Here is a 20,883-nt window from a genome sequence, read left to right as displayed (position 1 = left end):
ACCGGCCAGATCGCCAGCGATTAGAGTATCATGTCCGACGACGCCAAGATCACCCCCGCTACGCCGCCCGCCTCGAACGGTCCATCGGGAGGACCGCCGGAGCCGTTCGTGCGCAAACAGGTGACCTGGGGGCGCATGCCCACGACCACCTTCCACGTCGGCCCGGTGCCGGTCGCGCCCAATCCGCTGGACCGGATTCCCAATCGCCCGCCGCGCACGACGCCGCTGGGCCAGACAGGCCCGAGCGGGGGCCAGGTTTCGGGACAGGTTCAGGAGCCGCCGCGCCGTGTCCCTGCGCCGCGCGCCGGCGGCAATATCCTGAGCGGGTCGCTGATCCCCCAGGCGCGTCCGCGCTCCGGTCCGGTGACGCCTGCGCCACAGCCAGAGCCCGCACCCGCGCCCGTGCCCGTGCCCAGCGCCGACACGACCGTGCGGCCCCTGCCCGGCGCGGGTCTGACCAACGCTCCTTCGGCGCCTGTCGATCAGCCCGATGTCGCCGAACAGGCCGCCGCGACGCCTGTGGTCGCGGCCCCCGCCCTGGCCCCGCTTGAGCCGTCTCCTGCTGTTGAGGCCGCCCCTTCGGTCACGCCCAGTTTCGCGCGCGCCGCGACCCCCCGGCCGTCGCGCCTGCCGCTGTACATCGGCGTCGGGGTGCTGGCGGTTCTGGCCGTCGGCGGCGGCCTGTGGTTCGCCCTGCGTCCCGCCCCTGTGGCCGCGCCGGTTGCGCCCGCCCCGGCGGCGGCGCCCGAAGCCGTTGCGCCTGAAGCCCTGACGCCGGCCGCCGCGCCCGTGGAGACGCCGGTCGAGACCGCAGCGCCCGTCGAAGCCGCACCGGTCGAGGAAACACCCGCGGGTGCGGCCGCGCGGCCTGCGGCGGCCCCGGTTCCGACCACCCCCCAAACCACGGGCCAGACCACGGCCCAGACCTCGTCCGCTCGCCCCGCGACGACGACGCGTCCCCAGACGCCGGCGCAATCAACGACGCAAACCCCGGCGCCCCGGGTCCCGACGGCTCAGGCCCCGGCGGCCGTCTCGACGCCCCCCTCCGCAACGCCGGCGCCGGTCGTCGTCGTCGCGCCCGCGCCGACCGCCGCGCGTCCGGCCCAGACCGACCCGAACGCTCCGGTCGTGACCCGGCCCCAGCCGCTGGACTGAAGCCGCTGGACTGAAGCCGCTTCCGCCCCCGCGCCCCGGCGTGTGGGGCGGTTAGGCCGTGCGGATGACGCCGCCGCTGGTCGTCACCGGCCAGGGCGTCAGCCGTCCGCCGGCGCAGGGGCCGCCCTTGCATTCGCCGGTCAGGGGTTCGAACACCGCCCCGTGCCAGCCGCACAGGATCAGGGCGCCGTCCGGCGTCAGATAACGGTCGATCTCCATGGCGATGGGAAAACCGGCGTGCGGACAGCGATCGACCCAGCCGGCCACAGCCCCGTCCTTGCGCACCACGAAACCATGGAAGAAGGCCTCGCCGATCTGAAGCACGAAGCCGCGCGCGCCGGGCTCGGCGATGTCGGCCTCGGCGCACAGGGCCACGTTCGGCGGCGTCTTCCAGACCCGTTTGCGCTCGCTCGGCGTCTCGTCAGACACGCTCGGCCTTCAGCGGGCGCGACAGCAGGCCGTCGATCAGGCCGTCCACGGTGATCTCGCCCGCCAGCAGGGCGGCGATGCCCTCGGCGATGGGAGTCTCCACCCCCAGCCGCGCGGCCAGGGCGCGCACGGCCGGCGCGCTCTCGTAGCCTTCGGCCACCGAACGTTTGCCGGCCAGGGCCTGTTCGACCGTCTGGCCCTGGCCCAGGGCCAGACCCAGGCTCATGTTGCGCGACTGGGGGCTGGAACAGGTCAGGACCAGATCGCCCAGGCCGCACAGGCCCGCCACCGTCTCGGCCTGTCCGCCCATGGCGACGGCGAGCCGGGTCATTTCCGCAAAGCCGCGCGTGATCAGGGCGGCGTGGGCGCTGCGCCCCAGCTGACGTCCCTCGGACACGCCGCAGGCGATGGCCAGGACGTTCTTCAGCGCCCCGCCCGCCTCGGCCCCGACCAGGTCGGTGGCCAGATAGGGCCTGAAGCCCGGCGCCGACAGGGTGTTCAGCAGGGCCTGGCCCAGCACAGGATCGGCGCAAGCCAAAGTGACGGCGGTCGGAAGGCCGCGCGCCACTTCGCCGGCGAAACTGGGGCCGGACAGGACCGCCGCCGGGGCGTCCGGCAGGGTTTCGGCCAGCACCTCGGTCATCAGTTTCATCGTGCCGCGCTCAACCCCCTTGGAGCAGAGCACCACCGGCACGCCTGCGCGGTGATGGGGCGCAAAGGCCGTCAGGGTCGCCCGCATGTGCTGGGCCGGGGGCACGGCCAGGATCAGGTCGCAGTCGCGCAGATCGGCCAGATCGGCGGTGAATTTGAGAGCCTCGGCCAGGGTGACGCCCGGCAGATACAGGTCATTGGCCCGCGTCGTCGCCAGGGTCTCGACCAACTGGGGCTCGCGCGCCTGAAGCGTCGTGTCCAATCCGGCGCGGACGCAGACCTGGGCCAGGGCGGTGCCCCAGGCGCCGGCGCCGATAACCCCTGCGGTGCGGAATTCCATGCGCCCTCCCGAGGCGGTCTCATTGGTCATGCTTTCGCGCCCTTGCGGCCCGGCTTGTGCGAAGGATCGGCCAGGGCGCGGGCTTCGTCCAGGGGCCATCGCGGCCGGGCGACCACGTCGATGTCGCTGGTCAGGCCCAGGGCCAGCCGCTCGGCTCCCGCCAGGGCGATCATGGCGGCGTTGTCGGTGCAATAGGCCATGGGCGGCGCCAGGAAGTCGAAGCCGTGTTTCGCCGCCGTCGCCTGCAGGGTCGCACGAATGGTCTTGTTGGCGGCCACGCCGCCCGCGACCACGAACAGGCGATGATCGTGGGTCTCGGCATAGGCGGCCAGCGCCCGCTCGGAGCGATCCGACAGTTGCCGGGCGATGGCGGTCTGGACCGCATCGGCCAGATCGGCCCTGTCCTGCTCGGTCTCGCAGGTCTGGGCGATGCGGAAGGCGGCCGTCTTCAGACCCGAGAAGGAGAAGTCGCAGTCCTTGCGGCCCAGCAGGGCGCGCGGAAGATCGATCTTCGAGCCGTCGCCCTGCTGCGCCAGCCGTTCCAGCGCCGGCCCGCCGGGATAACCCAGGCCCAGGGCCTTGGCGATCTTGTCGAAGGCCTCGCCGGCCGCGTCGTCGATAGTGGCGCCGATCCGGCTCATGTCGCCGACGCCGCGCACCTCGAGCAGTTGGCAGTGCCCGCCGGAGACCAGCAGCAGCAGGAAGGGATAGGCGACCTCCTCGCCCAACCGGGCCGAGACCGCATGCCCCTCCAGATGATTGACCGCCACCAGGGGCAGACCCCGCGCCAGGGCCGCCGCCTTGCCGAAGCTGAGGCCCACCATGACGCCGCCGACCAGGCCCGGCCCGGCCGTCGCGGCGATTCCGTCGAGGCCGTCATAGCCCAGGCCGGCTTCGGCCATGGCGCGGCGCGTGACCCCGGCGATCATCTCGACATGGCTGCGGGCGGCGATTTCGGGGACGACGCCGCCATAGGCCGCATGGTCGTCGATCTGGCTGTGGACGACCGAGGACAGGACCTCGGCCCGGCCGCCCCGTTCGGACGGGTGCAGGCGCACCACCGAGGCGGCGGTCTCGTCGCAGCTGGTCTCGAGACCCAGCACCGTCAGGGGTCGGACATCGCGTCCGGTTGCCGCTGCGGCGCCGCTGCTATAGTCGGCGGAACTCTCCATCGGGTCGAGGTAGCGATCCGGCGTCCGGTAAGCAACGATCATGAACCTTCCTCTCCGCATCGGCACCCGGCGGTCCAAGCTGGCCCTGGCCCAATCGGGCATGATGCAGCGGGCCGTCGGCCGGGCGCTCGGCGTGGCCGAGGCCGACATCGAGACCGCCGTGCCCCTGGTCGAGATCGTCACCACCGGCGACCGGATCCAGGACCGCCGCCTGATGGAGATGGGCGGCAAGGCGCTGTTCACCAAGGAGATCGAGGAGGCGCTGCTGGACCGGCGAATCGACATCGCCATCCACTCGATGAAGGACGTGCCCGCCGAACAGCCCGAGGGCCTGTGCATCGCCGCCATCCCGGAACGCGAGGACGCCCGCGACGCCTTCATCAGCCGCGACTTCGACAGTTTCGACCAACTGCCCTTCGGCGCGCGGCTGGGCACCGCCAGCCTGCGTCGCCAGGCCCAGGCCCTGGCCCTGCGGCCCGATCTGAAGGTCGAGATGCTGCGCGGCAATATCGACACCCGGCTGCGCCGCGCCGCCGAGGGGGATTTCGACGCCATACTGCTGGCCGTCTCGGGCATGACCCGGCTGGGCGTGACCGAACATATCCGCGAGAAACTGTCGCTGGACGCCTTTTTGCCGGCGCCGGGCCAGGGCGCCCTGGCCATCCAGACCCGCGCCGACGACATCGACGCCCCCTGGGTCGCCGCCCTGAACCACCCGGAGACCGCCGTCGCCGTGGCCGCGGAGCGGGGGGCCATGACCGCGCTGGAGGGATCGTGCCGCACCGCCGTCGGCGCCTACGCCCTGATCGAGGGCGACACCCTGCGCCTGACCACCGAAATGCTGAGCCCCGACGGATCGGCCCGCTGGCGCCGCGTCGGCGAACTGTTCCAGCCCACCGAGGCCGACGCCCGCGCCCTGGGCGAACGGCTGGGCGGCGAGGTCCACGCCTTCGCCGGCGATCAGGAGGTCGATCCGGCGAGCCTGGACGGATGACGGCCCCGGGCGCCGCTGATCAGAGCCCCCGCGTCTGGATCACCCGCGCCCAGCCCGGCGCGTCGCGGCCCGCCGCCCGTCTGCGCGGCATGGGGTTCACGCCCCTGATCCAGCCCCTGCTGGCGGTGGAGACCCTGAGCCCGCCCGTCCCGGATCTGGATCGGTTCGCGGCCCTGGCCTTCACCAGCCGGAACGGCGTCGCCGCCTTCGCCGCCCTGACGTCGCGGCGCGACCGGCCGGTCTTCGCCGTCGGCGACGCCACCGCCCAGGCGGCGCGCGAGGCCGGCTTCGTCGCCGTCCGTTCCGCCTCGGGCGACCTAACCGCCCTCGCCCGCCGGATCGCCGCTGAACTGAGCGACGCCGCCCTGCTGGCGCCCCAGGCCGAGACCCCCGCCGGCGACCTCGCCGCCGCCCTGGCCGCCGCCGACGCCCGCGCCGTCAGCCTGCACCCCCTGAACGTCTATCGCACCGCCCCGACCGCCGCCGCCGCGCCGCCAGAGGCGTTCGACGCCGTGCTGATCCACTCCCCGCGCGCGGCCCAGGCCCTGGCCGCCCTGGTTCCCGTCTCCCTGCCGGCGGCGCGCCTGGCCGGCGTCGTGATCGCCTGTATCTCGCCTGCCGCCGCCGCGCCCCTGAGCGCCGTCGGCCTGACGCCGGCGGTGGCGGACGCCCCGGACGAAGCCACATTGCTCGCGACCTTGAAAGCGGCGCTTGGCAAGCGCGATACGCCCGTATAAAGAGCCCCTCTCGCGCGGGCTGCTTCGCCTTCGCAACCGGGCCGCTTTAGCTCAGCCGGTAGAGCACCTCATTCGTAATGAGGGGGTCGCGTGTTCGAGTCACGCAAGCGGCACCATCGTTTCCCGGCCTCAAATAGAAGAGTGTTCGCCCTGAACCTGGGTGCGAAGCCCAGTATCGGGTCGCTGCAGGCATATCGATTTCCGATCCGAACCGTAGTCTTCAGGCTTCCCTTCGGTCAGTTTTCAGTCCCTTGAAACGGCCTCATAAGGTATCCCGTTCACCTGAGGCGAGCTTGAGACTCCAGTATCGACTGGAACAGTCTTGGTTACTTTCGTTTCAGTTGCGAAAGATTCGCTCACAACCTCTCTCTCAAGTTGAATATTTACCTATTCGCGGTACGTAGGATTCCCGTATCGTCGAGCTTTGGCTTGACGCCCTTGTCATTTTCAGGCCTGACGCAGGTATTCTCGCACGCCCGAAGGCCAAGATGAACGACGCAGTCGACCCAGTAGACATCGCAATCGGCGCCCGCATTCGCGCCCGTCGCGAGGAACTCCGCATCACCCAGGCGCAGCTGGCCGCCGGCGCCGGCGTGACTTTCCAGCAAATTCAAAAGTATGAGCGGGGCGTCAACCGCGTCTCGGCCGCACGCCTGCTGCAGATCGCAGCGGTGCTGAAGTCCACGGGCGCGGCTCTGCTGGGCGAACTCGAGACGGCCGAGGGCGATGAACTGGCTCTGGCCGCGCCGGGCGTGGCGGAACTGTTGTCCGCCTTCCGCAGCATCCGGGACGCTGAAAAGCGCGACGCCCTCCTGGTCGTGGCCAAGGGCCTGCGCGACTGATCCGTCAGACCTGAGTCTGTCTCAACACCCGCTCCACCGGTTCGCCGCCCCGCGCGCCGGCCGAAGCATCGGCGAGCCAGGTCTGGACCGCGACGATCGCACGAAGATCGAGACCGTCCGAACGTCCGGCATCGGCGATGTTCTGACGCACGACCTCAAGCAGACAGGCGGCCTCCGCAGCGTTCACGGGCTGGTGGTTGAGCAGGCTGGTCTCCGCCTCGACCATCGGTCCGAGATCCAGGTCGGCCAGCAGATTGTCCTCGCTGCCCGAGAGTCCCGCTCCGCCGAGTTTGTCGGCCAGTCGGGTCGTGTCGAACCATGACCGGAAAAGCGGCATGAAGGTCTTCGGAGGTTGGGTATTCACGCTGTGATGTCCTTGTAGAATTCAGGCGATGCGCGACTTGGCGCGGAGGGATTGAGGTCTGGCGTAGGGGGCCGAGGTCGCTTCCCAGACGCCGATCAGACCGAGGATCATGATCTCCACCCAGACCACCATCCGCGTGGTCACGATCGACCAGGTGAGGACGTCGGAACCAAACAACGACGCGGCATGGGTGCCGAGCGCGAGAAGCTGAGCCCCGGCCGCGAACAGCAGCCACCAACGGTCGTAACGAAGGCTGAGCCGGACCAACCAGACCAGAAGGCTGAGGGAGACCAAGGCGACCGCCCATCGGAATTGACCGATGATGAGGTGATCGACCCAGCCGGAAACCAGTTGCACGACGAAGAGACCTGCGGCCGCCTCGCGCTCGGGCCGGCCGCCCTTCCAGATGAGCAGCACGAGCGCCAGGATGGTCAGGGCCGTACCGAAAAACCAGAGCGGCGAAGGCATTCCGTCGGAACCGATCAGGCGGCCAGATGCAACACGCCGGACGACGCCGACGACGACGCCTGAAGTATGTTCTTGTTCTCGCTCATGCCGTCCAAACGCCAACCGATCGCGTGGTTGTCAGCCACGGTTGACAGCCCCGCGTGGCCGGCGGCGACCGCCGCTCGAACCGTTGCGAGCCGGTTCAGACCGGTTACGATGTCCTCCAGCGCCGTCTGACCGACCTCGGCCGCCAGCCGCGCCTCAAGCCGGCCCTCGAGCGCGGTCTGGATCAGCTTGCAGACCTCGATCATGGCCTGGTCGATCGCGTGTTCGGCGGTCCTGACCTGGCGAGCGACTTTCACCCCGACGTTCATGTTTCGCATTCTGCCGTCCTCCAAAAGGATCCCCGCGTCAGCGAGCCCATTCGGGAGCGATACGGTCGAACAGGGAGGGAACCACCATGCCTGCCGTCACGATCCCGATGGCGAGCAAGAGGGCGACGGCGGCCCCCGCCACGATGACCGCCAGTCGTGCCCCGACGCCGCGAGGCGGAGCCGGCAAGGACCAGGCGGACCGAACGACCGGGCCGTCGTCGTCCGATTGTCCGGCCGACGCCGCATCACCAAGCCCGTCTTCCGCCGGTTCGGAAATGAGTATCGACTCCTCTGAGTAGCCGTTACTCAGCCGCCGAGCCGCCAGTCTGCGGTCCGAGACCTTCAGTTTGACGTAGGCGCGATGCAGGTGATTGCCGACGGTGCGGGGGGAAATGCCCAATCGCGCAGCGATCTCCTTGTCCTCGAGGCCCAGGCCGGCCAGGCGAACGCACTCGATCTCTCTTGGCGACAGGCTTTCAGGCATTCACGCGCTCCCCGCTTCGTCATAGCGGATTTCACCGGCACGACCAGACACGTCGTGGTTCCTGCGAACCAAAGACGGGAAGATCACTTGAACATATAAGCATGTCTTTATATGTTTGCCGGGCTGACATTGACAGGAGCCTCTTTTGGCCGCTCGTTCTTCCTTCCTCTTCACCTCGGAAAGCGTCTCCGAGGGCCACCCCGACAAGGTCGCCGACCGTATCTCGGATACTGTCGTCGACGCCTTCCTGTCGAAGGATCCCGAGGCCCGCGTGGCGTGCGAGACCCTGGTCACGACCCAGCGGATCGTCCTGGCCGGCGAGGTCCGCGCGACCCAGCCGGGCAACACCAAGGAACAGAACGAAGCCTTCACCCAGTCCATCATCGACAGCCTGGAGCCTCTGGTCCGCGCCGCAGTCAAGGACATCGGCTACGAGCAGGACGGCTTCCACTGGGAAACGGCGGAATACGCCTGCCACCTGCACGCCCAGTCGGCCGACATCGCCGTCGGCGTCGACTCGACCAATGAAAAGGACGAGGGCGCGGGCGACCAGGGCATCATGTTCGGCTATGCGTCGAACGAGACGCCGGAGCTGATGCCGGCCACCCTGCAGTACAGCCACAACATCCTGAAACGCCTGGCTGACGTCCGCCACGCGGGCGGCTCGCAACTGGAGCCCGACGCCAAGAGCCAGGTGACGATCGAATACGAGGATGGCAAACCCAAGCGCGCCGCCTCCATCGTCCTGTCGACCCAGCACGCCAAGGGGCTGAGTTCGGAACAGGTCGCCGAGATCGTCAAACCCTATATCCTGGAAGTCCTGCCCGAGGGCTTCACCGACGAGAACACCGTCTGGCACATCAACCCGACCGGCATCTTCGAGATCGGCGGGCCGGACGGCGACGCCGGCGTGACCGGCCGCAAGATCATCGTCGACACCTACGGCGGCGCGGCGCCCCACGGCGGCGGCGCCTTCTCGGGCAAGGATCCGACCAAGGTGGACCGTTCGGCCGCCTACGCCTGCCGCTACCTTGCCAAGAATGTGGTCGCCGCCGGTCTCGCCGACCGCTGCACCATCCAGATCTCCTACGCCATCGGCGTGGCCAAGCCCCAGTCGATCCACGTCGATCTGCACGGCACCGGCAAGATTTCCGAGACCCTGCTTGAAGAGAAGCTGCTGGGCCTGATCGGCGGGGCGACCCCGCGCGCCATCCGTAGCCATCTGGGGCTGAACAAGCCCATCTACGCCCGCACCGCCGCCTACGGCCATTTCGGCCGCGAGCCGGACGCCGACGGCGGTTTCAGCTGGGAAAAGACCGATCTGGTCGAGCAGTTGAAGGCGCTGGCCTGATCGCTCAGGCGGCCTGATCGTCCAGGGTCAGGCCGCGAACGCCCGTCAGATTGGCGCCCGTGAGGTCCAGCTGACGGGTCTGGGCGCCGTGCAGGGTCGCCCGGCCGAGGTCCGCGCCGGTCATGACGGCCCGGCGCAGATCCGCGCCCGACAGGTCCGCTCCCCTCAGCACCGCCCCGGTCAGGTCCGCCGACAGCAACCGGTCGGCCGCGATCAGCAGGGGACCGAGTTGGGCGCCGCGCAGATCGGCGCCGTTCAGCTTGGCGTTCTTCAGGCGTGCGCCGCGCAGGTCGGCGCGATGAAGGTTGGCCGAACGCAGGTCGGCGTTCTCCAGATGCGCGCCCTGCAACTGCACCCCCTCCATATCCAGCCCGTAGAAGATCGCGCCCTTGGCCGAGAGGGCGGTCAGGTTCAGGCCGGTGATCGACTTCAACGGTCGCAGATCCACGCCGTCGAACACCGAGGGCTGCCCCTCGCTTCCGCCCGTTTCGCACCAGCGGGCGTGTTCGCGCAGCATTTCGGCCGCCGGCATCCGGGCCACGGACTCGCCGACCGTGCTCTTGTCCGTCAGGGCGCCTTCCATATTGGCGCCGTCGGCGCACCACATGGTCATCTTGCAGCCCACCAGAATGGCGTCGCGCATGTCGGCGCCGGACAGATTGGCGCCCGAGAGGTCTGCGCCCGCCAGGTCGGCGCCGCGGAAATCGGCCTGTTTCAGGTTGGCGCGGACCATCTTACAGTCCTTCATCACCGCGCCGGAGAAGTCGGCCTTGATGGCGATGACGCCCGACATCTTGGAGCGTTGCAGGTTGGCGCCGGCCAGACAGGCGCCCGTCGCCTCGGTCTCCTCGCGCTGGCGCGGCTCGATCACCTTGAAGCCCAGTTTGGCGTCGGCGGCGGCGATGGTGCCCTCGCGCAGGTCGGCCTCGAACAGGTCCGCGCCGGACAGGTCGGCCCCGCGCAGACAGGCGCCGCGAAGGTCGGCGCGACGCAGGCCGGCGTCGGCCAGGACGGCGTCCTGCATGTCCGCGCCGAAGAAGATGGCGTTGTCCAGCTTGGCCCCGGTCAGGTCGCACCCCTCAAGACAGGCGGCGGCGAAGTCAGCGTCGGCCAGGTTGCGCCCCTTCAGGCTCAGAAAGGAGATGTCGAGCCAAGCGAAGACCGCGCGGGCGCCGCCGGGGCGGGCCTGGAACAGACGGTCGTGCCGGGCGCAGACGAGGTCCAGCTCCGCCTGGGTGAGGCGCTTGCGTACAAGGGGTTCAGCAGCCTGGACCATTCAGCCAGGTTAACCGCAACCAGCTTAAGAAAGCCTTGCGCAACAGGCGGTTGTCACTCGGTCAGCAGACCCTGTTCGCGAAGGGCGTCGGCCAGATCCCCCGCAGAGGTCCAAAGGCGGGTGTAGCCCGCCTCGCCCAGCCGTTTCAGTTCGGTCACCAGATCGGCCTTGGCCGCAGCGACGAACCGACCGTCAAAGCCCACGCCGTCCGTGCTGATCCGCACCATGGGGCGCCCTGTCTCCAACCGGTGCAGGAAGCCCTCGCACAGGGTCGCGCCCTCGTCGCACATCAGGCCGGTCTCGACCGTCAGACCCTTCGCGCGCAGACGTTCGGTGCCGCGCCCGGCGGCGAAGGGCGAGGGGTCCAGACAGGCGATGACGACCCGCTCCACCCCCGCCTCGGTCAGGAAATGGGCGCAGGACTGGCGGCCCGACGACCGGGCGCCGCAGGGCTCCAGCGTGACATAGACGGTCGCGCCTTCGATCTCGGCCCCGGCGGCCGGCACGGCCTGTTCCTCGGCATGGGGACGCCCGCCCGGGGCCGTGGCGGCCTGGGCGATGATCCGACCGTCCTTGACGATGACGCAGCCCACGGCCGGATTCGGCCAGGTCTCGCCCATGCGGGCGGTGGCCAGATCGATGGCCTGGGCCATGAAGGCGCGGTCGGCGTCGGTCCAGCTCATGCGACGGTCGGCAGCTCTTCGGCGCGGGCGGCGTCGAGATAGCGGGCGGCGGTCGGCTTCAGATCGGCGTCCAGATCGATCTCCAGCGGATTGCCCGTCGGGATCTCCACGCCCACGATCTTGTCGTCCGGCACGGCGAACAGGAGTTTGACGATGGCCCGCAGGGAGTTGCCGTGGGCGGCGATCAGCACGTCCTCGCCCGCCTTCAGGCGCGGGGCGATCTCGGCGTTCCAATAGGGTTCGACCCGCTCCAGCGTGGTCTTCAGGCTTTCGGTGTCCGGGATGGGCTTGTCGGCGTAGCGCGGGTCGGCGTTGAAATCGAATTCGCCGCCCGGCGCCAGCGGGGGCGGCGGCACGTCATAGCTGCGGCGCCAGATCTTGACCTGATCCTCGCCGTGCTTCTCGGCCGTCTCGGCCTTGTTCAGCCCGGTCAGACCGCCGTAGTGGCGCTCGTTCAGGCGCCAGTCCTCGATCACCGGGATATTGGTCAGACCCGCCGACTGCAGGGCCAGGGCGCCGGTGCGCTTGGCGCGCGTCAGAACCGAGGTGAACATGACCGCAGGGGTGAACCCGGCCTCGGCGATCAGTTCGCCGCCGCGACGCGCCTGGGCCTCGCCTTCCGCCGTCAGATCGACATCGACCCAGCCGGTGAAGCGGTTTTCAAGGTTCCACTGGCTCTGGCCATGGCGGAGCAGGATCAGGCGCGGCATTCGATCAGTCCTCGGCAAAACAGTCTGTCCGGGTAAGCCGCAGTCATGAGCCGGTCAAGGCTTGCGCGCCCCGCCGTGTTGCAACGCACAGCCCAGGCGCCGCGCGCTCGGCTTGTGGCGGCCAGGGGCGGCCGCTAGGCTGTCGCCATGTCCGACCGTCTGTTCTTTCCCCTGGCCTTCGTCGCCATCGCGGCCCTGATCGCCCTGGCGGTGGTCTGGCCCTGACAGGTCGGAGGGCCGACAGGGCGGAACGGCGCGAGCCCCGCCCTGCCCCTCGGATCAGTACAGGATCTTGCGCAGGTTGATCCGGAACACCCGCCCCTGCGGGTCCAGGTAGTCGCGCTGATAATTGACCGGCGTCGCCCCGTCGCTGCTGGTGACGGACGTTCGGTCGTCGAAGATATTCTGCACCCCCAGACCGACACGTGATCCCTTCAGGAAGGGAAAACGTTCGACCCAGGCGGTGCGCTGGGTCAGATCGGCGAAGGCGAACAGGTTGACCGTCGTGCGGTCCGAGAAGTCCAGATCGGCCGAACCCGCAGTGTCGCCCTCGACCGTCGTGCCCGACCGCCAGTTGGCGTTGACGAAGGCGCCGAAGCCGTTCTTGAACAGACCGGTCTGCACCTGGACCTCGTGACGCGACTGGCCGCCCGAGCCGGAGATGGAATCCCCGTCCAGCAGGTTCAGGGGCGCCAGGCCGTCGCGGATCACCACCTCGTCCTGGACGCGCCAGGTGTGCGTCAGGGAGAAGTTGAACATGCCCTGGCCGGGTTGCATGCCGGGGGCGGCGGAGCCGCGCAGCCGCCCGCCGCCAGGACCGCCTGGCCCGCCGCCCATACGCATCGCCCCCCCGGGGGGCCGGCCGCCTGGGCCGCCCGGCCTCTGACCCATCATGGCCGGATTGGGCTTGCCGAAGGGCTTGGAGAAGTTGAAGCCCCACTGAACGTCCTGCTGCTCGCGGCTGGCGAAGTTCAGCGGACGGGCGTCGATGGACTGAAGCGTGCCGTCGTCGGCGCGGGTGAACCGCTCCGGCAGGGCGGCTTCGAGGTCGGGGGTGATGGCGGGGAAGCCGGAAATCTCATCCTCGACCTCGGTGCGGGTATAGGCGAGGTTCAGGCGCAGATCGGTGGCCGAAAGCGGTTGCCAGTTGACGCCCAGCTTCAGGATTCGACGGTTCTCCGCCTTCAGGTTCGGATCGCCGCCGGTGATCTGGACGACCTGGACGGTCTGGCCGGTCGAATAGTCGAAGACGGCGGTGTTCGGCGTCGAGATGGTGGGATCGTTCAGTTGCTGGATTGTCGGCGCCTTGTCCTCGTCCGAATAGTTGGCCGACAGGGACAGTCGGGCGACCGGCGACCAGTTCAGACCACCGCCCAGCGTCGAGACGCCGCCGAAGTCCGACAGTTCCTGATAGGCCAGGTTCATATTGGCCGACAGATCGCCGATCCTGGGCAGGACGCCGCGATCGACGCTGGAGATCGGAAGATCGAAATTGGCCTGCAGGCTGCCCAGGTCGCGCGACTGGGACCGGTCGGTCGTCACGCCCGAACGGACGCTTTCGGAATCCAGGGACTGATGTTCGCCTCCGACCTTGAAGGTCGTGGTGACGCCGCCGGCCGGCAGCTCCCAGGCCGTGCCGTTCAGCACCAGTTCGGCTTCCGCCGACTGGGAGATCGAATTGGCGGTGTCGCGGGCGGACGTCGTCACCGCGCCGGTCAGGTCGCCGAACGGGTTCACGGTCGTGTCGCCCGCCGTGATCGCGGCCTGCAGGGCGGCGGCGCTGACGCCGCGTCCGGTGGTGGTGTCCGTCTCGGTGCGGCTGTATTCGCCCGTGGCGGTCCAGCGCCAGTCGCCGAGGTAGCCGTCGAACACCGTACCCAGTTCCGCAGCGCGCGTATTGGTCTGGCGCTGCAGGGCGTCCGGCAGGCCGACGTAGCGATACAGATCGGCCGCCGCCCCGCCGGGCGACCAGGGATTGCCGGCCGGCAGGCTCAGACTGAAGCCGGGCAGACCCGAGTAGCTGCGGCTGCTGCTGTCCTCCAGGCTGCCGCTCAGGGTCATGCCGACCTTGTCGTTCAGGTCGTGCTTGTAGGTCCCCGCGACCGACGCCTCGGCCGCGCGCGGCAGCAGGGTGCGATAGGCGTTCCGCTCGCCGTTGTCGCCCGCCGAGTCGACCCTGTTCGAGTCGGTGCGGTCGATATTGCGTTCGGTCTCGTACAGGGCGTTGCTGCTCTCGCCGTTGATGTCCAGCGACCAGCGGTCGGCCCCGGCGATCTTGAGAAGGTTGTTCTCGCTTGCCGTCGTCGTCCGGCCGCCCTGGTCCGACCGGCTGACGTTGACCGAGGCGGTCAGCGAGCGGAAGTCGGCCTTCAGCACGATGTTCACGACGCGCTGGTTGGCGCTGTAGCCGTAGGACAGGGCCGTCTCTTCCGGCAGGACGTCGAACCGCTCGATGGCCTCGGGCGGAATGCCGCGGATTTCACGGAAGCCGGAGATGCGACGGCCGTTGACCAGGAAGACCGGGGACCCGCCGCGCGCGCTGCGGGTCTGGGCCTCCAGCAGGGTCACCAATTCGCCGATATTGGTGGCGCCGAAGGCCTGAATCTGGGCGGCGTCATACGAGACGATCGGTTCCTGCCCGCCCAGGGCCACGCCGCGCTTGGCGGCCGTCACCTCGATGTCGGGCAGGACCGTCGTCACCTCTTCCTGCTGCAAAGGCTGGATATCGGCGGCGCTGGCGGTCGGAGCGAGTGCGAGCAGCATGAGCGCGGTCGGAGTCATGAAAACCGTGTTCCAGAATGTAGATTTCGGGCCCTTTGGGCGTGAAAAACATGGCTGGAAAGCGGCGGAATTCATGACGTTTTGGAAAGCGTTGCATGCACCCCACACAGCCTGAACTTGTGCGACGGAAACGGATCGACGGCGCGTTCAACAGGGTTGGACTCGGGTCTTGCACGTCCGATGACAGGGCGGGGCGGACCCTTGGTCCCGCCCCCTTCTGATCAGAATTCTTCCCAGCCGTCGTCGTTCGAACCGACCGTCATGTCGCGGCCGTTGGCGACCTTGACCACGCGCTGTTCCGCACGCGGGGCCGGGCGAGGGGCCGGGCGGGGCGCAGAGCGCGCGGACGGGGCTGCGGGCGCGGCTGAGACCGGCTTTCCGCCCGAGACCTGGAAGAAGGACACCTGGGCCGACAGTTCGGCGGTCTCCTGGCGCAGGGCGTTGCTGGCCGCCGTCGCCTGTTCGACCATCGCAGCATTTTGCTGAGTGACCTGGTCCATCTGGTTGACGGCGACATTGATCTCGTGAAGGCCGGTCGCCTGCTCCTTGGCGGAGGCGGCGATCTCGACCACCAGATTGCTGATGTCGTTGACCTGGGACGCGATGGCCTGCAGGGCCGAACCGGCCTCGCTGACCAGGCGCACGCCGTTCTCGACCTCAGCGCCCGAACTGTTGATCAGGGTCTTGATCTCCTTGGCGGCCTCGGCCGAGCGCTGGGCCAGGGCCCGCACTTCAGAGGCGACCACCGCGAAGCCGCGTCCGCTCTCGCCGGCCCGCGCCGCCTCGACCCCGGCGTTCAGGGCCAGGAGGTTGGTCTGGAAGGCGATCTCGTCGATCACGCCGACGATCTGGCTGATCTGGCGTGAGCCGTCCTCGATCTTCTGCATGGCCTGGACGGCGTTCATCACGACCGCGCCCGAGGCCTCGGCGCTCTGGCGGGCGCCGCTGGTGACCGTGGCGGCCTGGGTGGCGCCCTCGGCGGTCTTGCGGACCGTGACCGTGATCTCGTCCAGGGCCGCGGCGGTTTCTTCCAGGCTGGCGGCCTGTTGTTCGGTGCGGCGCGACAGGTCGTCGGAGGCCTGACTGATCTCGCCGGCGCCGGAGTCGATGCCGCGGACCGAGCCGAGCACGCCGGTGACCGTCTCTTCCAAACGGGAGATCGAACGGTTGAAATCGGTTTTCAGGACCTCGCTGCGCGCCGGGAAGGGCGCGTCGATGCGGTAGAGCAGATCGCCGTCCGCCAGGGCGGACAGCCCCTTGCCCAGGCTTTCGATCACGACCGCATTCTCGGCCGCTTCCTGCGCGGCGGCGGCTTCGCGGCGCCGACGCTCGACTTCCGACTCGTCGCGCATCGTTTCCGTTTCGAGCTCCAGCGCCTTGGCGCGCAGGCTGTTGTCGCGGAAGATCTGCATGGCCTGGGCCATGGCGCCGACCTCGTCCTTGCGGTCGGTGTCGGGGATGGCGACGTCCAGCTTGCCGTTGGCCATGACCGACATGGCGCCGGTCATGCGGCGGACGGGCGCGACCATCAGGATGGACAGTTGCACGCCCAGGAAGACGGCGGCGGCGACCAGGATCAGCCCCCCGACCGCCAGGGCGATGAAGGAGGCGGTGATCGCCGACGCCTGTTCGGCGTCGCGCACGTTCATCCGCTCGATCTCCATATCGCGGATTTCGGTGACGGCCTTGGTGATGTGGGTGACCCGCACCCGATCGCCGGAATCGATCACCACGCGGCGCGCGGCCTCGATACGCGAAGGGTCCAGCGCCGCTTCGGTCAGCGGCGTGCCGAACTCGGTGCGCCAGGCGGCCGCGTCGGTCTTGGCCTTCTCAACCAGCGCCTGCTCTTCCGGCGTCAGGTTGGCGGCGCCCAGAGCGGCGACCGAGGCTTCGAACTGTTCCCAGCCCTTGCGGTAAACTTCGAGATAATCGGCGTTTCCGGTCAACAGCACGCCGCGCATCTGTGAGTTCAGGCGAATGACGCCCTTCTCGGCCACATGGGTGTGGTCGATGATCGACTTGCTCTCGGCGTTCAGTTCGGCCGCTGTCTTCATCTCCGACAGCTGGAAAAAGACCGCCCCGATCATGGCGGCCGCTACGGTCAGCAGAAGGGCGAAGGCGATCGCCAGTTTCCGCTGCATCGGGATGTTCTTCGGGTTCATGCGATCATCTCGGCGGCTTTGGAGCGCAAGCCCGGAACGGCGGACCGTTCCGGGCGGATTAGGTCTAGAAGGCGGTCTGGACGCGGACGGTGGCGGTGTTGCCGCTGTCTTCGCCGACGAAGGTCCCGGTGCGGTTATCGACCGACCAGGCGCTCCAGTGGGTGGAGACGCGGGTGTTGTTCGTCGGATACCAGTTGACGCCCAACAGCCAGGTGTCGGCTTCCCCCCCGGTCGGGTTGTCGCTGTAGTCGGCGGTGTCATAGCGGCCGACGATTTCGACCGCGCCGTAACCATCGACGCCCAGCGGCTTCAGCACCTTGGGACGCGCCCAGGTGCCGGTACGGGGCGAAAGGGGCGGCTTCTCGCCGGTGATGAAGAAGCCCGCCGAAATGCTATAGCCGTCCTGGTCGAAGTCCCGCGCGGCGGTCTCCAGCACACGCCGGCCGCCTTCGGCCATCAGCCAGCCCGAGCGATGCACGCCGCCCAGCTCCAGCCCCAGGCCCTTGCTGCCCTTCGGATCGGCATAGGTTCCGGCCGAGAGACGCAGATTGTCGTTACCGCGCGACGAGACCACCAGGCTGCGCGAACCCACCGATGCATTCGGCGTCAGATCCTCGATAAAGCCCCAGCCGCCGATGTGCAGGAAGCCGTCGTCGGTCTTGAAGGGCGACCAGTGGGTGCGGCCCATCAGGGTGACGGAGTCATTCGTCGTGCCGCTGCTGATCGCGTCGCCGGTCAATGACAACGAGGCGTGCCAGACGCTGCCGATCAGCTTGGAGGTCACGCCGACGCCGTAGGAGCCGCGCTCCGGCCCCACCGTCGAGATCGCCATGCTGCGCTCCAGGAACGGAACCACATCCTCGGCCGTGCCGCATTCGAAACAGCGGTCGTTCAGACGTTGGCCGACGGACACCTCGAGATCGCGGCCGCCCACTTTGCGGCTATAGGCGATGAAGGCGTTGGCGACGCTCATCGCATTGTCGGCGATGTCGCCTTCGATCCAGTAGCTGAAGCCCCCGGGGGTCTTGCCCTGGGCGCCCAGGCGCAGGCCGCGCAGTTCGGTGGTGGTCAGGTTGCGGCCGTCGAAGTCCGAACCGAAGGTGTTGGACAGGTCGGCCGTGACGCGGATGCGCGGCTTGAAGGTGAAGCCGCCGTCCGGGCTGCGCAGTTCGGGAAGGCCGCTCGACCAATCGACGCTGGAGGGCGCGCTGGCGGCCTGGACGACCGGGCGCGGCGCGGCGGCGGCGGCCGGAGCCGGCGTTCCCGCGGCAGCGGGCGCGGCGGCGGCCGTCTGAGCGTGGACCTGCGACTGGGCCTCAAGCTGTTCGAGGCGCGCGGACAGGGCCTGCACCTGGGCGCGCAGGGCGGCGATTTCTTCCGCCGTCGGCGTTGACGACTGGGCGAAGGCGGAGGTGGCGAGCGCGGCGAGGCCGACACCCGCTGCGAGGGAGCGGTGAATAATCATGAATAACGCTCATAGGGTGCGACTGTTAAGGAAGGCCCAAATGGCTATAAGCAGAAATGCGTATCAGCGTTGGGCAAGGCGCCGGATGCAGTACAGGCGCCGCGCTTTCGCGACGGCGCCTGTGCAGGAAGGAACTCAGTCGGCGGTGACCAGCTCTTTGTCGCCGGGGCCGGCCGCCGGATCGGGCTGGGCCGCGATCGGCTGCGACGGACCGTTCAAGGCCGCGTGCAAGGCGTCCCGGTCCAGTTCGCCCTCCCATCGGGCGACGACGATGGTGGCCACGGCGTTGCCGATGAAGTTGGTCAGGGCCCGGCACTCGCTCATGAACCGGTCGATGCCCAGGATCAGCGCCATGCCCGCGACCGGAACGGTAGGAACCACCGACAGGGTCGCCGCCAGGGTGATGAAGCCGGCGCCGGTGATGCCGGCCGCCCCCTTGGAGGACAGCATGGCGACCAGCAGAAGCAGGATCTGTTGCTGCAGGGTCAGCTCGATGTTCAGGGCCTGGGCGATGAACAGGGCCGCCATGGTCATGTAGATGTTGGTGCCGTCCAGATTGAACGAATAGCCGGTCGGGACGACCAGGCCGACGACCGACTTGGAGGCGCCGGCGCGTTCCATCTTGCTGAGCAACGACGGCAGGGCGGCTTCCGACGAGGAGGTGCCCAGGACCAGCAGCAGTTCCTCCTTCAGATAGCGGATCAGCTTCAGGATGTTGAAGCCGTTGGCCCAGGCGACCAGGCCCAGGATGCCGACCACGAAGATGACGGCGGTGAGGTAGAAGGTGGCGACCAGCGCGGCCAGATTGGCGATGGAGCCGATCCCATATTTGCCGATGGTGAAGGCGAAGGCGCCGAAGGCCCCGATGGGCGCGGCCTTCATCAGGATGGCCACCAGCTTGAAGAAGGCGTGGCTGATCGATTCCAGGAAGCTCAGCACCGGCTTGCCCACATCGCCGACCAGGGCCAGGGCCAGGCCGAACAGCACCGAGACGAACAGGACCTGAAGGATATTGCCCTCGGAGAAGGCGGAAACCATCGTGTCCGGGATGATGCCCATCAGGAAGCCGGTGATGGTCGTCTCATGCGCCTGTTCCGAATATTTGGCGACGGCGCCGACATCCAAGGTGGCCGGATCGATGTTCAGGCCGCGTCCCGGCTGGACCAGGTTGGCGATGATCAGGCCGACGATCAGGGCGAGGGTCGAGAAGGTCAGGAAATAGGCGAAGGCCTTGGCCGCCACGCGCCCCACGCGGCCGAGGTCGCTCATGCCGGCGATGCCGGTGACGATGGTCAGGAAGATGACCGGGGCGATGATCATCTTCACCAGCTTGATGAAGGCGTCGCCCAGCGGCTTGAGGCTTTCGCCGAAGCTGGGCCAGAAATGGCCGATGATCGCGCCGGCCACGATGGCGGTCAGAACCTGGAAATACAGATGCCGGTAAAAGGGCCGACGCACGGCCGGTTCTGCGGTGGAGGGAAGCGCGATCACGGAAGGCTCCTGTCACTGCGGGACCATCCCGCGGTTTCCTCGACGGGCCCCACGTCTGCGGCGAGGCTCCGAGGTCCAGTGTCCGGCAGGGTGAAGCCGCTTCCAAACCCCTTCGAAAGACAGTCTAGAAGGCTGTTTTTTCAACAAAATATCCTAGCGATCCTCCCAGAATCGGGATCGGCAGTGCGGCTGGACGCACAAGACGATGGCCTAGTCGTGCGAAATGTCGCACAGATAGGCGCATGACTCGTTCGTCGCCGCGCCTGACTATCGAAGGACTTTCGAGTATCGCTCGACAGCCCTGGGTCTTGCTGACGCTTGGCTGGCTGGCGGCGAGCGCCGTGCTGGCGGGCGTCGCGGGCGAGGCCGCGCGGCGCGATGCGACCGGCGAACTGGAACGCCAGGCGACGGCCGGCGCCGCCCTGCACGCCGCCGTGCTGCGCAGCGAACTGGACAAGCAGCGCGCCATCCCCATCGTCCTGGCCGGCGATCCCGATGTGGCCGCCCTGCTGACCACGCCCAGCGCCCAGGCCGTGAACGGGGTGGACCGCAAGCTGGAGCGGCTGGCGTCCCAGACCCGCGCCGCCGTCATCTATGTGCTGGACGCGCGGGGCCTGACCCTGGCGTCCAGCAACTGGCGGGCCTCGACCAGTTTCGTCGGTTCGCGCTACGAGTTCCGGCCCTATTTCATCAATGCGATGCGCGACGCCGAAGGCGAGTTCTACGCCCTGGGCACCCGCAGCGGCCGACCCGGCCTCTATCTGTCGCGCCGTGTGGACTCAGCGGACGGCGCGCCCCTGGGCGTGGTTGTGCTGAAGGTCGAGTTCGACGACCTGGAGGCCGAATGGCGCGGCTCGGGCGAACCCGCCTGGGTGGCGGATCCCGGCGGCGTCGTCCTGGTCACCAGCATCCCGGAATGGCGCTTCCGCACGACCGAACCGATGGACGAGCGACGGCGTCGCCTCAGCCTGACCG

At 68.6% G+C, this 20,883-nt stretch carries 20 protein-coding genes and 1 tRNA gene; 7 read left to right on the top strand and 14 right to left on the bottom strand.

All coding sequences use genetic code 11. The features are described 5' to 3' along the window. Positions 1-30 precede the first annotated feature (30 nt). On the top strand, positions 31-1,155 hold the full coding sequence (locus tag ER13_RS07175; protein WP_035307950.1) for a hypothetical protein: 1,125 nt from the start codon (positions 31-33) through the stop codon (positions 1,153-1,155). Positions 1,156-1,206: 51 nt separating this feature from the next. Here the strand turns inward: ER13_RS07175 and ER13_RS07170 are convergent, their stop codons facing one another. Genes ER13_RS07170 through tsaD form a run of 3 tightly spaced genes read right to left on the bottom strand, consistent with a single transcriptional unit; the run spans position 1,207 to position 3,789 of the window. Then, complete coding sequence (locus tag ER13_RS07170; RefSeq protein ID WP_035307947.1) at positions 1,207-1,584, bottom strand: Rieske (2Fe-2S) protein; 378 nt, start codon at positions 1,582-1,584, stop codon at positions 1,207-1,209. Beyond that, on the bottom strand, positions 1,577-2,575 hold the full coding sequence (locus ER13_RS07165) for an NAD(P)H-dependent glycerol-3-phosphate dehydrogenase (RefSeq protein ID WP_035307955.1): 999 nt from the start codon (positions 2,573-2,575) through the stop codon (positions 1,577-1,579). Before ER13_RS07165 ends, ER13_RS07170 begins: the two co-directional genes overlap by 8 nt. A 26-nt stretch (positions 2,576-2,601) precedes the next feature. Beyond that, positions 2,602-3,789: a tRNA (adenosine(37)-N6)-threonylcarbamoyltransferase complex transferase subunit TsaD gene (tsaD, locus tag ER13_RS07160; protein WP_231492495.1), complete on the bottom strand. Its 1,188-nt coding sequence runs from the start codon at positions 3,787-3,789 to the stop codon at positions 2,602-2,604. Between tsaD and hemC the strand changes: the two genes are divergently transcribed. The 4 genes from hemC to ER13_RS07140 all read left to right on the top strand — a co-directional run bounded on the left by hemC (position 3,788) and on the right by ER13_RS07140 (position 6,320). Beyond that, positions 3,788-4,741, top strand: coding sequence for a hydroxymethylbilane synthase (gene hemC, locus ER13_RS07155; RefSeq protein WP_035307936.1), 954 nt, complete (start codon positions 3,788-3,790; stop codon positions 4,739-4,741). The two genes, tsaD and hemC, sit on opposite strands and share 2 nt — an antisense overlap. Next, the gene (locus ER13_RS07150; protein ID WP_035307934.1) at positions 4,738-5,478 is read left to right on the top strand and encodes a uroporphyrinogen-III synthase; all 741 of its coding nucleotides are present in this window, start codon (positions 4,738-4,740) and stop codon (positions 5,476-5,478) included. Before hemC ends, ER13_RS07150 begins: the two co-directional genes overlap by 4 nt. A 40-nt stretch (positions 5,479-5,518) precedes the next feature. Continuing rightward, positions 5,519-5,594 (top strand) — tRNA-Thr (locus ER13_RS07145). 372 nt (positions 5,595-5,966) lie between these two features. Then, entirely contained in the window at positions 5,967-6,320 is a 354-nt protein-coding gene (locus tag ER13_RS07140; protein ID WP_008262454.1) for a helix-turn-helix domain-containing protein, read from the top strand. A gap of 4 nt (positions 6,321-6,324) precedes the next feature. On the opposite strand, the gene ER13_RS07135 is transcribed toward ER13_RS07140, so the two are convergent. From ER13_RS07135 to ER13_RS07120, 4 genes are read right to left on the bottom strand one after another with little or no spacing between them, the layout of a single operon-like run. Then, the gene (locus ER13_RS07135; RefSeq protein ID WP_035307932.1) at positions 6,325-6,684 is read right to left on the bottom strand and encodes a hypothetical protein; all 360 of its coding nucleotides are present in this window, start codon (positions 6,682-6,684) and stop codon (positions 6,325-6,327) included. A 21-nt stretch (positions 6,685-6,705) separates the two neighbouring features. Beyond that, positions 6,706-7,152 (bottom strand): hypothetical protein, encoded by a 447-nt coding sequence (locus tag ER13_RS07130; RefSeq protein WP_035307930.1) that lies wholly within the window; start codon positions 7,150-7,152, stop codon positions 6,706-6,708. A 14-nt stretch (positions 7,153-7,166) separates the two neighbouring features. After that, positions 7,167-7,514: a hypothetical protein gene (locus ER13_RS07125; protein WP_035307929.1), complete on the bottom strand. Its 348-nt coding sequence runs from the start codon at positions 7,512-7,514 to the stop codon at positions 7,167-7,169. Between the two features lie 28 nt (positions 7,515-7,542). Beyond that, complete coding sequence (locus tag ER13_RS07120; RefSeq protein ID WP_035307927.1) at positions 7,543-7,989, bottom strand: helix-turn-helix transcriptional regulator; 447 nt, start codon at positions 7,987-7,989, stop codon at positions 7,543-7,545. Positions 7,990-8,134: 145 nt separating this feature from the next. Between ER13_RS07120 and metK the strand changes: the two genes are divergently transcribed. Further along, a complete protein-coding gene (gene metK, locus ER13_RS07115) occupies positions 8,135-9,340 on the top strand; it encodes a methionine adenosyltransferase (RefSeq protein WP_035307925.1) in 1,206 nt (401 codons plus the stop codon). A 4-nt stretch (positions 9,341-9,344) separates the two neighbouring features. Here the strand turns inward: metK and ER13_RS07110 are convergent, their stop codons facing one another. The 7 genes from ER13_RS07110 to ER13_RS07080 form a co-directional block, all read right to left on the bottom strand. Further along, positions 9,345-10,616, bottom strand: a complete 1,272-nt coding sequence (locus ER13_RS07110) for a pentapeptide repeat-containing protein (RefSeq protein ID WP_035307923.1) — start codon at positions 10,614-10,616, stop codon at positions 9,345-9,347. 53 nt (positions 10,617-10,669) lie between these two features. Next, positions 10,670-11,299, bottom strand: a complete 630-nt coding sequence (locus tag ER13_RS07105; protein WP_035307921.1) for a bifunctional diaminohydroxyphosphoribosylaminopyrimidine deaminase/5-amino-6-(5-phosphoribosylamino)uracil reductase RibD — start codon at positions 11,297-11,299, stop codon at positions 10,670-10,672. After that, positions 11,296-12,009 carry a 2,3-diphosphoglycerate-dependent phosphoglycerate mutase gene (gene gpmA / locus ER13_RS07100; protein ID WP_035307920.1) on the bottom strand — a complete coding sequence of 238 codons (714 nt, stop codon included), beginning with the start codon at positions 12,007-12,009 and terminating at the stop codon, positions 11,296-11,298. Before gpmA ends, ER13_RS07105 begins: the two co-directional genes overlap by 4 nt. 279 nt (positions 12,010-12,288) lie before the next feature. Continuing rightward, positions 12,289-14,790: a TonB-dependent siderophore receptor gene (locus tag ER13_RS07095; protein ID WP_035307918.1), complete on the bottom strand. Its 2,502-nt coding sequence runs from the start codon at positions 14,788-14,790 to the stop codon at positions 12,289-12,291. Between the two features lie 221 nt (positions 14,791-15,011). After that, a complete protein-coding gene (locus ER13_RS07090; RefSeq protein ID WP_035307916.1) occupies positions 15,012-16,952 on the bottom strand; it encodes a methyl-accepting chemotaxis protein in 1,941 nt (646 codons plus the stop codon). A gap of 64 nt (positions 16,953-17,016) precedes the next feature. Beyond that, positions 17,017-18,417, bottom strand: coding sequence for an OprO/OprP family phosphate-selective porin (locus ER13_RS07085; RefSeq protein WP_052004983.1), 1,401 nt, complete (start codon positions 18,415-18,417; stop codon positions 17,017-17,019). Positions 18,418-18,552: 135 nt separating this feature from the next. Next, entirely contained in the window at positions 18,553-19,905 is a 1,353-nt protein-coding gene (locus ER13_RS07080) for a dicarboxylate/amino acid:cation symporter (RefSeq protein ID WP_292147282.1), read from the bottom strand. A 245-nt stretch (positions 19,906-20,150) separates the two neighbouring features. Here ER13_RS07080 and ER13_RS07075 point away from each other — a divergent pair. Further along, a partial coding sequence (locus ER13_RS07075) for a cache domain-containing protein (protein WP_255347088.1) occupies positions 20,151-20,883 on the top strand: 733 nt, incomplete at its 3' end.

Source organism: Brevundimonas sp. EAKA, from assembly GCF_000698025.1.
GTDB classification, from domain to species: domain Bacteria; phylum Pseudomonadota; class Alphaproteobacteria; order Caulobacterales; family Caulobacteraceae; genus Brevundimonas; species Brevundimonas mediterranea_A.
Note: the sequence above shows the minus strand (reverse complement) of the source record. Positions and strands in the feature narration are given on the sequence as shown.

Bases quoted from the DNA above. Each gene is read 5' to 3' on its own strand.
- ER13_RS07095 (WP_035307918.1), bottom strand. From the start codon at position 14,790: ATGACTCCGACCGCGCTCATGCTGCTCGCACTCGCTCCGACCGCCAGC.
- gpmA (WP_035307920.1), bottom strand. From the start codon at position 12,009: ATGCCGCGCCTGATCCTGCTCCGCCATGGCCAGAGCCAGTGGAACCTT.
- ER13_RS07140 (WP_008262454.1), top strand. From the start codon at position 5,967: ATGAACGACGCAGTCGACCCAGTAGACATCGCAATCGGCGCCCGCATT.
- ER13_RS07130 (WP_035307930.1), bottom strand. From the start codon at position 7,152: ATGCCTTCGCCGCTCTGGTTTTTCGGTACGGCCCTGACCATCCTGGCG.
- ER13_RS07090 (WP_035307916.1), bottom strand. From the start codon at position 16,952: ATGAACCCGAAGAACATCCCGATGCAGCGGAAACTGGCGATCGCCTTC.
- ER13_RS07105 (WP_035307921.1), bottom strand. From the start codon at position 11,299: ATGAGCTGGACCGACGCCGACCGCGCCTTCATGGCCCAGGCCATCGAT.
- tsaD (WP_231492495.1), bottom strand. From the start codon at position 3,789: ATGATCGTTGCTTACCGGACGCCGGATCGCTACCTCGACCCGATGGAG.
- ER13_RS07120 (WP_035307927.1), bottom strand. From the start codon at position 7,989: ATGCCTGAAAGCCTGTCGCCAAGAGAGATCGAGTGCGTTCGCCTGGCC.
- ER13_RS07175 (WP_035307950.1), top strand. From the start codon at position 31: ATGTCCGACGACGCCAAGATCACCCCCGCTACGCCGCCCGCCTCGAAC.
- ER13_RS07110 (WP_035307923.1), bottom strand. From the start codon at position 10,616: ATGGTCCAGGCTGCTGAACCCCTTGTACGCAAGCGCCTCACCCAGGCG.
- ER13_RS07125 (WP_035307929.1), bottom strand. From the start codon at position 7,514: ATGCGAAACATGAACGTCGGGGTGAAAGTCGCTCGCCAGGTCAGGACC.
- ER13_RS07165 (WP_035307955.1), bottom strand. From the start codon at position 2,575: ATGGAATTCCGCACCGCAGGGGTTATCGGCGCCGGCGCCTGGGGCACC.
- ER13_RS07085 (WP_052004983.1), bottom strand. From the start codon at position 18,417: ATGATTATTCACCGCTCCCTCGCAGCGGGTGTCGGCCTCGCCGCGCTC.
- ER13_RS07150 (WP_035307934.1), top strand. From the start codon at position 4,738: ATGACGGCCCCGGGCGCCGCTGATCAGAGCCCCCGCGTCTGGATCACC.
- hemC (WP_035307936.1), top strand. From the start codon at position 3,788: ATGAACCTTCCTCTCCGCATCGGCACCCGGCGGTCCAAGCTGGCCCTG.